13 protein-coding genes and 1 pseudogene are annotated in these 13,105 nt (G+C 67.2%); 7 read left to right on the top strand and 7 right to left on the bottom strand.

What is annotated here, in order from left to right:
• The first annotated feature begins 39 nt into the window (after nucleotides 1-39).
• On the top strand, nucleotides 40-597 hold the full coding sequence (hslV, locus tag QM789_RS16610; protein ID WP_420352948.1) for an ATP-dependent protease subunit HslV: 558 nt from the start codon (nucleotides 40-42) through the stop codon (nucleotides 595-597).
• A 24-nt stretch (nucleotides 598-621) separates the two neighbouring features.
• Nucleotides 622-1,918 (top strand): annotated as a pseudogene (gene hslU, locus QM789_RS16605) (ATP-dependent protease ATPase subunit HslU).
• Here hslU and QM789_RS16600 read toward each other — a convergent pair.
• Complete coding sequence (locus QM789_RS16600; protein WP_420352947.1) at nucleotides 1,915-2,937, bottom strand: NAD(P)/FAD-dependent oxidoreductase; 1,023 nt, start codon at nucleotides 2,935-2,937, stop codon at nucleotides 1,915-1,917. The pseudogene hslU and the gene QM789_RS16600 overlap by 4 nt on opposite strands.
• A 59-nt stretch (nucleotides 2,938-2,996) precedes the next feature.
• Here QM789_RS16600 and mnmD point away from each other — a divergent pair, with 59 nt between their 5' ends.
• A complete protein-coding gene (gene mnmD, locus QM789_RS16595) occupies nucleotides 2,997-3,662 on the top strand; it encodes a tRNA (5-methylaminomethyl-2-thiouridine)(34)-methyltransferase MnmD (RefSeq protein WP_420352946.1) in 666 nt (221 codons plus the stop codon).
• Nucleotides 3,659-4,534: a DMT family transporter gene (locus QM789_RS16590; protein ID WP_420352945.1), complete on the top strand. Its 876-nt coding sequence runs from the start codon at nucleotides 3,659-3,661 to the stop codon at nucleotides 4,532-4,534. Before mnmD ends, QM789_RS16590 begins: the two co-directional genes overlap by 4 nt.
• Here the strand turns inward: QM789_RS16590 and QM789_RS16585 are convergent.
• Entirely contained in the window at nucleotides 4,515-6,548 is a 2,034-nt protein-coding gene (locus QM789_RS16585) for a lytic transglycosylase domain-containing protein (RefSeq protein WP_420352944.1), read from the bottom strand. The genes QM789_RS16590 and QM789_RS16585 overlap by 20 nt on opposite strands.
• Before the next feature lie 149 nt (nucleotides 6,549-6,697).
• Here QM789_RS16585 and dapA point away from each other — a divergent pair, with 149 nt between their 5' ends.
• The gene (gene dapA / locus QM789_RS16580; protein ID WP_420352943.1) at nucleotides 6,698-7,570 is read left to right on the top strand and encodes a 4-hydroxy-tetrahydrodipicolinate synthase; all 873 of its coding nucleotides are present in this window, start codon (nucleotides 6,698-6,700) and stop codon (nucleotides 7,568-7,570) included.
• Nucleotides 7,571-7,597: 27 nt separating this feature from the next.
• Here dapA and QM789_RS16575 read toward each other — a convergent pair whose 3' ends face one another.
• From QM789_RS16575 to QM789_RS16565, 3 genes are all read right to left on the bottom strand, one after another.
• Nucleotides 7,598-8,413: a sulfite exporter TauE/SafE family protein gene (locus tag QM789_RS16575; RefSeq protein WP_420352942.1), complete on the bottom strand. Its 816-nt coding sequence runs from the start codon at nucleotides 8,411-8,413 to the stop codon at nucleotides 7,598-7,600.
• Between the two features lie 61 nt (nucleotides 8,414-8,474).
• Nucleotides 8,475-9,002, bottom strand: a complete 528-nt coding sequence (locus QM789_RS16570) for a pyridoxal-phosphate dependent enzyme (protein WP_420353331.1) — start codon at nucleotides 9,000-9,002, stop codon at nucleotides 8,475-8,477.
• A complete protein-coding gene (locus QM789_RS16565; protein ID WP_420352941.1) occupies nucleotides 8,920-9,495 on the bottom strand; it encodes a pyridoxal-phosphate dependent enzyme in 576 nt (191 codons plus the stop codon). The genes QM789_RS16570 and QM789_RS16565 overlap by 83 nt, the downstream gene beginning before the upstream one ends.
• A 163-nt stretch (nucleotides 9,496-9,658) precedes the next feature.
• Between QM789_RS16565 and QM789_RS16560 the strand changes: the two genes are divergently transcribed.
• Nucleotides 9,659-10,111 carry an Lrp/AsnC family transcriptional regulator gene (locus QM789_RS16560; protein ID WP_420352940.1) on the top strand — a complete coding sequence of 151 codons (453 nt, stop codon included), beginning with the start codon at nucleotides 9,659-9,661 and terminating at the stop codon, nucleotides 10,109-10,111.
• A 2-nt stretch (nucleotides 10,112-10,113) separates the two neighbouring features.
• On the opposite strand, the gene QM789_RS16555 is transcribed toward QM789_RS16560, so the two are convergent.
• A complete protein-coding gene (locus QM789_RS16555) occupies nucleotides 10,114-10,920 on the bottom strand; it encodes a universal stress protein (protein WP_420352939.1) in 807 nt (268 codons plus the stop codon).
• Between the two features lie 167 nt (nucleotides 10,921-11,087).
• Between QM789_RS16555 and QM789_RS16550 the strand changes: the two genes are divergently transcribed.
• Nucleotides 11,088-11,909, top strand: coding sequence for a YihY/virulence factor BrkB family protein (locus QM789_RS16550; protein WP_420352938.1), 822 nt, complete (start codon nucleotides 11,088-11,090; stop codon nucleotides 11,907-11,909).
• On the opposite strand, the gene QM789_RS16545 is transcribed toward QM789_RS16550, so the two are convergent.
• A complete protein-coding gene (locus QM789_RS16545) occupies nucleotides 11,884-13,092 on the bottom strand; it encodes an acyl-CoA dehydrogenase (RefSeq protein WP_420352937.1) in 1,209 nt (402 codons plus the stop codon). The genes QM789_RS16550 and QM789_RS16545 overlap by 26 nt on opposite strands.
• Nucleotides 13,093-13,105 lie beyond the last annotated feature (13 nt).

The raw sequence follows: 13,105 nt of genomic DNA, 5'->3' as shown, positions 1-13,105 counted from the left end.
CCCCCGCGCTCATATCAGGGGCCAGACGCGGAGGACGATATGGCGGACGATAAATTCCCGGGCTGGCACGGCACCACGATCATCGGCGTGCGCAAGGGCGGGCGTGTGGTGGTCGCGGGCGACGGACAGGTCAGCCTGGGGCAGACGGTGATCAAGGGCACGGCGCGCAAGGTTCGCAGGCTCAGCCCCGGCGGGCGCGATGTGGTCTGCGGCTTTGCCGGATCCACGGCGGATGCCTTCACCCTGCTCGAACGGCTGGAGAAGAAGCTGGAGGCCGCACCGGGGCAACTCGCGCGGGCCTGCGTCGATCTGGCAAAGGACTGGCGCACCGACAAATACCTGCGCAACCTCGAAGCGATGCTGATTGTCACCGACGGGCGCGAATTGTTCGTCCTCACCGGCGCGGGCGATGTGCTGGAACCCGAACATGACATCGCGGCGATCGGCTCGGGCGGGAACTATGCGCTCGCCGCCGCGCGGGCGCTGATGGAGACGGATCTGGAGGCCGAAGCCATCGCGCGCAAGGCGATGGCGATCGCGGCGGAGATTTGTGTCTATACCAACGGCAACCTGACCGTGGAAACGATCGGCGCCTGACGCCGTGCCCATGCGGAGTGAACCATGACCAATCTGACCCCTCGGGAAATCGTTTCCGAACTTGATCGTTTCATCATCGGCCAGGCCGAGGCGAAGCGGGCCGTGGCGGTGGCGCTGCGCAACCGCTGGCGGCGCCAGCAGTTGCCCGCTGATCTGCGCGAAGAGGTCTATCCGAAGAACATCCTGATGATCGGGCCGACGGGCGTGGGGAAAACGGAAATTTCCCGCCGTCTGGCAAAGCTCGCGAAGGCGCCGTTCCTCAAGGTGGAGGCGACGAAATTCACCGAAGTCGGCTATGTCGGCCGCGATGTGGAGCAGATCATCCGCGATCTGACCGATGCCGCCGTGGTCGAAACCCGCGCGCGGATGCGCGAGGAGGTCAAGGCCCGCGCGCAGAAGGCCGCCGAGGACCGGGTGATCGAGGCGCTGGCGGGCGCGGATGCGCGCGAGGGCACGCGCGAGTTGTTCCGCACCCGGCTGCGCGCCGGGGAGCTTGACGGCAAGATGATCGAGATCGAGGTTGCCGATACCGCGCAGCCCGCGATGTTCGCGCCGCCCGGGATGGAAAACCAGATGCAGGGGCTTCAAGATCTGTTCAAGGCCTTCGGTGGCGCCCGTCGCACCCGGCGCCGGATGTCGGTGGCGGAATCCTATGATGTGCTGATTTCCGAAGAGGCGGACAAGCTTCTGGATGACGAGGCGGTGAAGGTCGCCGCGCTGGAGGCGGTGCAGCAATCGGGGATCGTCTTCCTCGATGAAATCGACAAGGTTTGCGCCCGCGCGGAAACCCGGGGCGGTGACGTCTCGCGCGAGGGGGTGCAGCGCGACCTGCTGCCGCTGATCGAAGGCACCACCGTTTCCACCAAATACGGGCCGGTGAAGACCGACCACATCCTGTTCATCGCCTCGGGTGCGTTCCATATCGCGAAACCGTCGGACCTGCTGCCGGAGCTTCAGGGCCGTCTGCCGATCCGGGTGGAGTTGCGCGCGCTGACCGAGGAGGATTTCGTCCGGATCCTCACCGAGACCGACAACGCCCTGACCCGGCAGTATACCGCGCTGATGGGGACGGAGGAGGTGACCATCGCCTTCACCCCCGAAGGTATCGCGGAACTCGCGCGGATCGCGGCGGAGGTGAACCGCAGCGTTCGAGAATATCGGCGCGCGCCGGCTTTATACGGTGATGGAGCGGGTGTTCGAGGAACTGTCCTTCACCGCGCCCGACCGTTCCGGCGAAACGGTGACGGTGGACGCGGCCTTTGTTGAAAAGCATCTGGGCGATCTGTCGCGTTCGACGGATCTGAGCCGCTATGTGCTCTAGCCGGGCAGGTTGTCGGCGACGCGGAAGCCTTCGGGCACCGCGTCGCGGCCATCAAGGACCAGATCGGCCATCACCGCGCCCACTTTCGGCGCCATGCCGAAGCCGATCTTGAATCCGCCATTGGCGATGAAATGGCCCGGCCTTCCGGGCCATTCGCCCAGCATCGGCGCGCGGCTGCGTGCGCGCGGGCGGACCCCGGCCCAGCGGTCCACCACTTCGGCGCCCTTCAGGGCGGGGCACAGGGCGCGGGCCTTTTCGATCAGCGCATCCAGTTGTCCATCCGTTTCCAGCCCGGTGAATTCCCGCTCCGAGGTCGAGCCGATCGCCACCGTGCCATCGGCATGGGGCACGATATGGACACTTTCGGCATAGATCTGCGGCGCCTGCGCGGCGCTGAACCGCAAGAGCGCGGATTGCCCCTTCACCCCGTTCCCGGCGCCAAGGGCCGCGAGCCCCTCCCATCCGGTGGCATGGATCACCGCGCCCTCGTCCGGCGCCTCGGCCACGATCTCCCCCCCCAAAGCCGTGATTGCCCGGGCCAGCGCGGCACAGGCGGCACGCGGCGCGGCGCGGGCGGTGAGCGTGTCATGCACCACAAGCCCGGTGGCCGTGACCGGGGCAAGGGCGAATTCCGCCGCCGCCGCCACCCGCCACAGCGCCGCATCGCCCCAATGGTCGCGCGCCGTCTCTGCCCGCCGCTGCGCCAGCGCGAGGTGTTCGGCATCCGCGATCGGCTGGATCCGCCCGGTACGCGCATAGCCCGGATCGCCGCCCCGTTCCGCGACCTCGGCCCAGAAGGCGGGCGCCATCAGCAGGCTTTCCAGCTGGAACTGTTTCTTCGGGTTCCATTGCTCCGGCACATGCGGGGCCAGCGCGCCGACCGTACCGCCCGAGGCCCCCGCCCCCACCCGGCGCGGTTCGATCACCGTGACCCGCGCCCCCCGGCGGGCACAGGACCAGGCGCAGGCCAGCCCGAAAATGCCGCCGCCGCGCACCGTTATCCGCTCACCCCTTGCCATCGCGCGCCCTTTTCGACTAATCGGCCCAACGGACAGACCCGTCCGCAGGACTATATCCGATGACCTCCCCTGACCAGAGCCCGGCAGCCCTCGACTGGCGCGACGGGGTGACGCCGGTGTCCACCCGGTTCGACGACCCGTATTTCAGCCTCGCGGGCGGGCTGGCGGAGACGCGGCATGTGTTTCTGGCGGGCAACGACCTGCCCGGGCGGCTGGTGCCGGGGTTCCATGTCGCCGAACTCGGCTTCGGCACCGGGCTGAACCTGATTGCGCTGGCGCTCGCGGCGCGGGTGCCGGTGCGGTTCACCTCCTTCGAGGCTTTCCCGATGTCCGGCGCCGAAATGGCCCGGGCGCTCGCGGCCTTCCCCGAGGCCGATGCCGCCGCGGGCCCCCTGATCGCCGCCTGGAGCCGGGGGGAGCGGCGCTTCGATCTGGGCCTCGTCGCGGTGGAGATCATCGAGGGCGATGCCCGCGCCATGCTGCCCAACTGGCCCGGCCGCGCCGATGCCTGGTTCCTCGACGGCTTCTCGCCCGCGAAGAACCCCGAGCTTTGGGGCGATGACCTGATGGCCGAGGTCGGGCGCCACACCGCGCCGGGCGGCAGTTTCGCGACCTATACCGCCGCGGGCTTTGTCCGCCGCGGCCTGTCCGCCGCGGGTTTCGCGGTTTCCCGCGTGCCGGGCTTTGCCGGAAAACGCCACATGAGCCGGGGAGTTCTGGCATGACGCAGCAGGATACGCGCAAGGGCATCTGGATGATGGTCGCGACGACCTTCATCTTTGCGATGCAGGACGGGATTTCGCGCCATCTGGCGGGGACGTATAACGTCTATCTGATCGTGATGATCCGCTACTGGTTCTTTGCGCTCTTCGTGCTGGCGCTGGCGATGCGGGCGCCGGGCGGGCTACGGGGGATGGCGCGGGTGCGGCATCCGTGGGTGCAGGCGCTGCGCGGCGTGCTCCTGGTGGTGGAGATTTACGTCACCATCGTCGCCTTCGTGAAGCTCGGACTGATCGACACGCATTCGGTCTTCATCAGCTATCCGCTGATGGTGGTGGCGCTGTCGGGCCCGGTGCTGGGCGAAAAGGTCGGCTGGCGGCGGTGGGTGGCGGTGGCCGTGGGCTTCACCGGCGTGCTGATCATCTTGCAACCGGGGTCGGGGGTGTTTTCGGCCAGCGCAGCGATTCCGCTTGTCGCCGCGCTGATGTTCGCGGTCTATGCGCTGGCGACGCGCTATGTGGCGGACAAGGACGCGGCGGAGGTCTCGTTCTTCTGGACCGGCATCATCGGCGCGGTGACGGCGACGCTCGGCGGGATCTGGTTCTGGCAACCGATGAGCGCGGGCGACTGGGGCTGGATGGCGATCCTGTGCGTGACGGCGGTGGCGGGGCACTGGCTGATGATCAAGGCCTATGAGATCACCGAGGCCTCGGCCCTGCAACCGATCGCCTATCTGCAACTGGTCTTTGCCGCGGCGCTTGGCATGTCGGTGTTCGGCGATCAGTTGCGGCTGAACGTGGCGCTCGGCGCGGCGCTGACCGTGGGGGCGGGGCTGTTCACGATCTGGCGCGCGCGGGTCAGGGCGCGGTCGTCGTAGGTTCCGGCTGCGTTTCCGGTGGCGGCGCGCCGCGCAGCTCCTCGGTGAAGCGGATCGGCCCCTGATCGGGCAGGCCCAGCCGCGCGCGATAGACCGGCAGGCTCTCGGCCACGCGCATGACATAGTTCCGCGTTTCGGCGAAGGGGATCATCTCGATCCAGTCGACCACATCCACCGTGGGCAGGCGCGGATCGCCCATCTCCGTCACCCAGCGGCGCGGACGCCCCGGCCCGGCATTGTAGCCCGCCGCCACCAGCACCGGCGAGGTGCCGAATTCCGCCCGCAGCTTTGCCAGATAGGCGCCGCCCAGTTGCAGGTTATAGGTCGGATCCGTGGTCAGCCGGGGCAAATCATAGGGCAGGCTGGTCGCCGTTGCCATCAGCTTCGCGGTGCCGGGCATCAGTTGCATCAGGCCGCGCGCCCCGGCATGGCTGATCACCGTATGGTCGAATTCGCTCTCGCGCCGGGCGATGGACAGCGCCAGTTCCTCCGGCACGCCAAGGTCATGCGTCGTGAGCACCGGCAGCGGGTAATAAGCCTGTACCAGAATGGTGCCGGTTTCGGCCGCGCGCTTGGCCAGGCTGAGCGCGAGATAGGCATCGCCCCAATCCTCGGCCAGCGCGGCGAGCGGCGGGATCTGCTCGGGCGGCAGGCTTTCTTCGAGATGCAGGATGAAGCGCGCGGCCAGGGCGTTGTCCTTCGCCTCATGCAGGGCCTGCGCCGCCTGAAACACCGTCGAGGCGGCATAGGGGCCGCCGTGCCAAGCGGGCAGGGGGGCGGGCGCGGCGAAGGACGGGTCGAGCGGCGCGCCGATCCGCTCCGCGCTCAGCAGCCCGTAATAGGCCGTCTGCCATTGCGCGCCCTGCCGGAAGGCCGCCATCGCCTCGCCGGTGCGGCCGATGACCTCCAGCGCCCGGCCCCGCCAATAGGCGGCGCGCGACAGGCTGATCGGCCCGCCGACCCGCTCGGCCAGCCGGTCGAAATGGCGCAGCGCGGTGGGCGCATCGCCGAGCTTCAGCGCCGCATAGCCGGAGAGCCATTCCAGATCGGCCCAGTCGCCACCGCCCGGATCCATCCGGTGCCGCGCCGCAAGCTTGTAGGCCAGCCGCGCATCCCCCGCGCGCAGGAAGAACCGCGCCAGTTGCGCCCGGAGTTTCGCCCAGGCCGCCGGATCGCCCAGGCTGTCGGCATCGCCCGAGCGCTCCAGCACGATCTCCGCCGCGCCCGGCTCCATGCTGTTGCGCCAGCGCCAGACCGCCCGGTCCCGCGCCAGGCCCGACGAGTCGCGCATATAGGGCGGCACCGCGTTGATCAGCGTATCCACCCCTTTCGCCCGACGTTGCAGCGCCAGCCGCGCCTCGGCCACGGCGCGGGTGCCCGGCGTGACCAGCGGCAACAGGCGCACGGCCTGCGCGGTTTCGCCCCGGTCGAGCAGGAACTGCATCCGGCTGCCATGCCATGGCCGGAGGATGTCGCCGTAACGCGCCAGAAAGGCGGTCTCCTCGGCCTCGGTCAGTTTCAGCGCGCGCCAGGCATGTTCGGCCACGGTGCGGGCATCGTCCTGTTGACCAAGCGCCTGAAGCGCGGCGATCAGCGTCAGCGCACCCTGCCCGGTCTGCGGCCGACCCTGCGCGAACCAGCGGACGACCTCGGCGGGCGCGGCCTCGGTCAGCTTGTCCTCGGCCTTGCGGCGCAGAAGGTCCATGCCGGGCCAGTCGGCGTTGCGCGCGGCAAAACCGGCGTAATCGGCAAAGCTGCCCTCGCCCGCGCGCAGCCGCATCCAGTCGATCACATCGGCCTGCACCGGCCCCGCGGCCTTCCCCTCGGAGCGCGCGAAGGTCCAGTCGCCCCGCCCCGCCAGCGCGAGCGCCCGGCCAAAGGCCAGCCGCGACAGTTCGGCCGGGGGCGGCAGGGGCGCGGCAACAGCCGTCTGCACCGCCTGCGCGGCGCAGAACGCGGGCGCGGCGGCGATCAGGGCCGCCAGAAGGGTGGCTCGGACAGGGGTCGGGATCATCGGCTGCTCGTGTTTTCCCCTTTTTGCCCGGATGCGGGGGCGATGCAATTCACAAGTTCGGAAAATGGTTTATTGGCAAGACGCGGCGCCTCGCCTATGTTCCGCGCGATTTTCAACCGGACGAATCCGTCCAATCCAAGGAGCGTGTCATGTTCAAAGGGTCTTTCCCCGCACTGGTCACGCCGTTCAAGAACGGCGCGCTGGATCTGGACACGCTGAAAAAACTCGTTGAATGGCATATCGAACAGGGCTCGAACGGCCTGGTTCCGGTGGGCACCACGGGCGAAAGCCCGACGCTGAGCCATGAAGAACACGGGCTGGTCATCGAGGAGGTGGTGAAGGCCGCCGCGGGGCGGATCCCGGTGATCGCGGGGGCGGGCTCGAACGCCACCGCCGAAGGGGTCGAACTGATCCGCCGTGCCGAACAGGCGGGCGCGGATGCGGCGCTGGTGGTGACGCCCTATTACAACAAGCCGACGCAGCGCGGCATGGTGGCGCATTTCACCGCGATGCACGATGCCGCGACCCTGCCGATCATCATCTACAACATCCCCGGGCGGTCGGTCGTCGACATGACGCCCGAAACGATGGGCGAGCTGGCGAAGCTGCCGCGGATCATCGGCGTCAAGGATGCGACCGGCGATCTGGCCCGGGTGGCGAAGCAGCGGATGACCTGCGGCGCCGGTTTCGTGCAGCTTTCGGGCGAGGATGCGACGGCGGTCGGTTTCAATGCCATGGGCGGCGTGGGCTGCATTTCGGTGACCGCGAATGTGGCGCCGAAGCTCTGTGCCGAGATGCAGGCGGCGACGCTGGCGGGGGATTACGCCAAGGCGCTGGAATATCAGGATCTTCTGATGCCGCTGCATGTCGCGATCTTCCTCGAACCCGGCGTGGCCGGGGCGAAATATGCGATGTCGCGGCTGGGCCTGTGTTCGGCCGAGGTGCGCCTGCCGCTGACCGGGGTCACGCCGGAAACGGCGGCGAAGATCGACGCGGCGCTGAAGCACGCCGGTCTTCTGTAACGGCGGCTTCTGTAACAGCCGGGGCGCTCACCCCATGAGCGCCTTTCGCAGCATGTTTCCTGCGAGCAGGAGGATGGTGCAGGCGAAGGTGGTGCGCAGCTGCGCCGGGCTGAGCCGATGCGCCATCTTCACGCCGATCGGCACGGTCAGGGTCGAGGCCACCGCGACCAGCACCACGGCGGGCAGGTTGACGTAGCCTAGGGTGAACGGCGGCCGCCCCTCCAGCCCCCAGCCGGTGAGCAGGAAGGTCACGAAGGCCGGCACCGAAATCAGCAGCCCGAAGCCCGAGGACGTCGCCACCGCCCGGTGCGGCGGCACGCCATAGGCGGTCAGCAGCGGCACGGTGAACGACCCGCCGCCGATCCCCATGATCGCCGAGAAAAACCCGATCAGCCAGGCATAGACAGAGCGCAGCGCCGGCCCCGGCAGCACGTCGGAAATCCGCCAGTCGCGCTTGCCGAAGGCCATATAGAGGCCGAGGCAGACGCCGATCGACCCGAACACCAGCTGCAACTGGTCCGAATGCAGCGCCGCCGCCGCGAACACCCCGATCACCGAGCCGAGGGCGATGAACGGCCCCCACTGCCGGATCATCGCGAAATCGACCGCGCCGCGCTTGGCATGGCCCTGCACCGCGCGGATCGAGTTGAAGATGATCGTGCCGGTCGAGGTCGCGACGCAGACCTGCATCACATGGTCCGAATGATAGCCCATCGCACCGAAGACATAGAACAGCGCGGGCACGAGGATGATCCCCCCGCCCACGCCCAGAAGCCCCGATATGATCCCCGCCAACCCCCCGGCAACCGCGATCACCGCAAGCATCATCAGGATTTCCGCCATGACCGCCTCCGTTCCATTTCGGGCGCACCATCGGCGAAAAGCCGGGCGGACACCAGCCCCGTCAGCCCTCGCGGTAGTAGTAGCTGTAACCGTTCAGCGCGGGCGCGCCACCGAGATGGGCATAGAGAACCTTCGATCCTTCCGGGAAGAAACCCTTCTGCGTCAGGTCGATCAGGCCCTGCATGGATTTGCCCTCATACACCGGGTCGGTGATCATCGCCTCGGTCCGGGCGGCAAGGCGGATCGCGTCGTTGGTTTCCTCGGACGGGACGCCATAGGCGGGATAGGCGTAGTCGTTCAGGATGACGATCTCGTCCTCGCGCACCGCGCGGCCCAGATCGACCAGTTCCGCCGCATTGTCGACGATCTGGCGGACCTGCGCGCGGGTCTGTTCGGGCGTGCCGGAGGCGTCGATGCCGATCACGCGGTCCGCCCGGTCCTGCGCCGCGAAGCCGACGATCATGCCCGCCTGGGTCGAGCCGGTCACCACGCAGACCACGATATAGTCAAAGGTGAAGCCCAGTTCCGCTTCCTGTTGCGCGACCTCCTCGGCAAAGCCGATATAGCCGAGCGCGCCGTATTTGTGCACCGAAGCCCCCGCCGGGATCGGATAGGGTTTGCCGCCGGCCTGTTTCACCGAGTTCGATCGCATTCTCCCAGCTTTTGCGGATGCCGATGTCGAAGCCATCCTCGACCAGTCGCGAATCCGCGCCCATCAGCCGCGTCATCAGGATATTGCCGACACGATCATAAACGGCATCATAATGCGGCACCCATTTTTCCTGGATCACGACGCATTTCATCCCGATCTTCGCGGCGGCGGCGGCCACCATGCGGGTGTGGTTCGACTGCACCCCGCCGATCGAGACCAGCGTATCGGCGCCCGAGGCGATCGCATCGGGCAGGATGTATTCCAGCTTGCGCAGCTTGTTGCCGCCCATCGCGAGGCCGGAATTGCAGTCGTCGCGCTTGGCGTAGATCTGCACCTTGCCGCCGAGCGCCTCGGTCAGGCGGGGCAGGTGTTCGATCGGCGTCGGGCCGAAGGTCAGGGGGTAGCGTTCAAATTTATCGAGAAGCGACATCGGAACCTCACTGGTGGATCATGGAGCGAGCGTAGCTTCTTTGAAATGAAAGGTGCTTTCTGATTGGTGTCTGATTGATACGGATATGCATTACAAAGCATGTATTGATTGATGAAAGCATCCGGAACTAACGATGAAAACGGAAGAAAACGCCATACCCGAAATGGACCGAATCGATCTGGCCATCCTGCGCGCGCTTCAGGCGGACGGCAGGATCAGCAATGCCGATCTGGCGCAGCGGGTGAACCTCAGCGCGGCGACATGTCATCGCCGGACGCAGCGGCTGTTCGAGGCGGGCGTGATCGGCACCGTCCGCGCGCTGGTGACGCCCGAACATGTCGGGCTGGGCGCGCTGGTCATGGTGGGGGTGGTGCTGGATCGCTCGACGCCGGAGAGTTTCGCGGATTTCGAGGCCGCCGTGGCGCGGATGCGCGTGGTGCTGGAGTGCAATCTGGTGGCCGGGGATTTCGACTATCTGCTGAAGGTCCGGGTCGGAGACATGAAGGATTTCAACCGGCTGCATGCCGAAAGCCTGATCGCGCTGCCCGGCGTGCGGCAGATCCGGACCTTTTTCGTGATCCGGGAGGTGAAGCGCGACGGGCCGCTGCCGTTCTAGGCTCAGCGCAGCAAAAGCACCGGCACCCGGCAGGAATGGATCATCTGCGCGGTGGTGGAGCCGATCAGCAGCGACCGGATGCGCGAATGCTGGAACGCGCCCATCACCAGCATGTCGAACGCTTCTTCGTCGACGATCCGGCTCAGAACCACGTCGGGCGAGCCCTGCGCGATCCGGGAGCGCGCCTTGATCCCGCCTGCCCGCAGCAGCGCTTCGGCATCCGCGAGCCGGCGCGTGTTCTCCGGCGTTTCGGGGCCGACATGGACGATTTCCGCCGTCAGCCCGGCAAACAGCGGCGAGCGCGCCATGTGGTCGATCAGCCGCAGCGAGACCGCGCTGCCGTCATGCGCCACCAGCACCTTGTTGACCGGGCGGCAGGCCCGCGCCGCTACCAGAACCGGGCGCTTCGCCGTCCGCACGATGCGTTCGAGGTTCGAGCCGAGATGCCCGATCGCATAATCCGCCGCCTCGCCGCGCTTGCCGATCAGCACCAGAGCCGCGTCGCCTTCGTGGCTGGCCAGTGTCGCCAGCAGGTCGCCATGGACGATTTCGGTTTCGACGGCATCGACGCCGCCCTGCCGCACGATCTGCGCCGCGTCTTCGAGGATCGCCGCCCCGCGCAGGTCCACCAGCCGCGCCCGCTGCGCGTCGAGCGCCGCCAGTTCCGCCTGAAGCCCCGAGCGCGCGCCGAGCGGCCCGCCGGTCTGCTCGCGCCGGCCGATGACATGGATGATGTCCACCCCGGCCTCCAGCCGCCCCGCCGCCCAGGCGGCCAGCCCGCAGGTGCTGCTGGAATACAGAGAAGCCATCGACGAAGGCGATGATCCGTTTGTTCATGGCGACCTCATGGCGCTGCGATTGACTATGGCTAACCCGTTCCGCGCGCGGCGGAAAGAGGGCGTTGCGCTTCGCCGCCCGGTAGGGGATGCTGCACCCCAGAAGAGGAGGCGGAACGCTGGCGACAGGCTCTTTCCTGATGCGGTTCATCGCGCGGCTGGGCGCGACGAATATCATGCTGATCGCGGCCGGGGTGGCATTCTATGCCATGCTGGCGGTCTTTCCGGGGATTTCGGCGACGATCGCGATCTGGTCCACCTTCGCCGATCCGGCGGTGATCCAGTCCTATATGGAGGTGGCCGACGATTTCATCCCGCCCGAGGCGTTCGATCTGCTGAACGAACAGGTGCAGGCGCTGCTGGCCGGGCCGCGCGACACGATCGGCTGGGCGACGATCGTGTCGGTGCTGATCACGCTGTGGTCGGCGCGCGCGGGGGTGGGGGCGCTGATCGACGGGCTGAACGTGATCCACGGCACCGAACACCGCAGCACGGTCTTCGGCTATCTGTTCGGCTATGTGCTGACGGTGGCGCTGGTGGGGGTGATGCTGGTGGCGCTGGCGACGGTGGTGATCGTGCCGATCGCGGTGAATTTCCTGCCGTTCCATGCGCTGACGGGGTGGCTGACCTCCGGCCTGCCCTGGGCGGCGATGCTGCTGTTGCTGATGACCGCGCTTGGCATCCTGTATCGCTACGGGCCGAACACGCCCGGCGCGCGCGATCCCGTCCTGAGCTGGGGGTCGGTGCTGGCGGCGCTGGTCTGGGGCGCGGCGTCGATGGGGCTGACCTTTTACCTCGCGAATTTCGGCAATTACAACAAGGTCTACGGATCCATCGGGGCGGTGATCGCGCTGATGATGTGGCTTTACGTCAGCACGATTTCGGTGCTGCTGGGGGCCGCGCTGAATGCGGAAATCAGCGCGACCCGCAAGGAAATCAGTAGAACGCCTGCAACCCGGTGATCGCCCGGCCAAGGATCAGGGCGTGGACGTCATGGGTGCCTTCGTAGGTGTTCACCGTCTCCAGGTTGACCATGTGGCGGATCACCTGGAACTCCTGCGAGATGCCGTTGCCGCCGTGCATGTCGCGCGCCAGCCGCGCGGCATCGAGCGCCTTGCCGCAGTTGTTGCGCTTGATGATCGAGATCATCTCCGGCGCCGCATTCGCCTCGTCCATCAGCCGCCCGACGCGCAGGCAGGCCTGCGTGCCGAGCGCGATTTCCGTCATCATATTGGCGAGCTTCAACTGATACAGCTGCGTCTGCGCCAGCGGCTTGTTGAACTGCTTGCGGTCGAGCCCGTATTGCCGCGCGGCGTGCAGGCAGAATTCGGCGGCGCCCATCACCCCCCAGGCGATGCCGTAGCGCGCCCGGTTGAGGCAGCCGAACGGCCCCTTCAGCCCCTCGACATCGGGGAGCAGCGCGTCTTCGCCGACCTCGACATCCTTCATCACGATTTCGCCGGTGATCGAGGCGCGCAGGCTGAGTTTCCCGGCGATCTTCGGCGCGGACAGCCCCGCCATGCCCTTTTCCAGAACAAAGCCGCGGATCTTGCCGCCATGCGCCTCGGACTTCGCCCAGATCACGAAGACATCGGCGATCGGCGCGTTCGAGATCCACATCTTCGCGCCGTTCAGCACATAGCCGCCATCGGTCTTCTTCGCGACCGTCTTCATCCCCGCCGGGTCGGACCCCGCATCCGGTTCCGTCAGGCCGAAGCAGCCGATCCATTCGCCGGACGCGAGCTTGGGAAGGTATTTCTTGCGCTGTTCCTCGGAGCCATAGGCATAGATCGGATACATCACCAGTGAGGATTGCACCGACATCATGCTGCGATAGCCGCTGTCAACACGCTCGATTTCCCGCGCGACGAGGCCATAGGCCACATAGGAGGCGCCGATTCCGCCGTATTCCTCCGGCACGGTCACGCCCAGAAGGCCCATCCCGCCCATTTCGCGGAAGATCGCCGGATCGGTTTCCTCATCGGCGAAGGCCTTGACCACCCGCGATTGCAGCTTTTCCTGCGCATAGGAATGGGCGGCATCGCGCAGCATCCGTTCCTCTTCGGTCAGCTGCTGGTCCAGCCGGAAGGGGTCTTCCCAGTCGAAGCGGGTCAGATCGGGCGCGTCCTTGGGTTTCAGTGCCATTGCGGTCCTCCAT

This window comes from Paenirhodobacter sp. (genome assembly GCF_047600745.1).
In the GTDB taxonomy this organism is placed as follows: Bacteria; Pseudomonadota; Alphaproteobacteria; order Rhodobacterales; family Rhodobacteraceae; genus Rhodobacter.
This window is presented reverse-complemented; position numbering and strand designations above follow the sequence as displayed.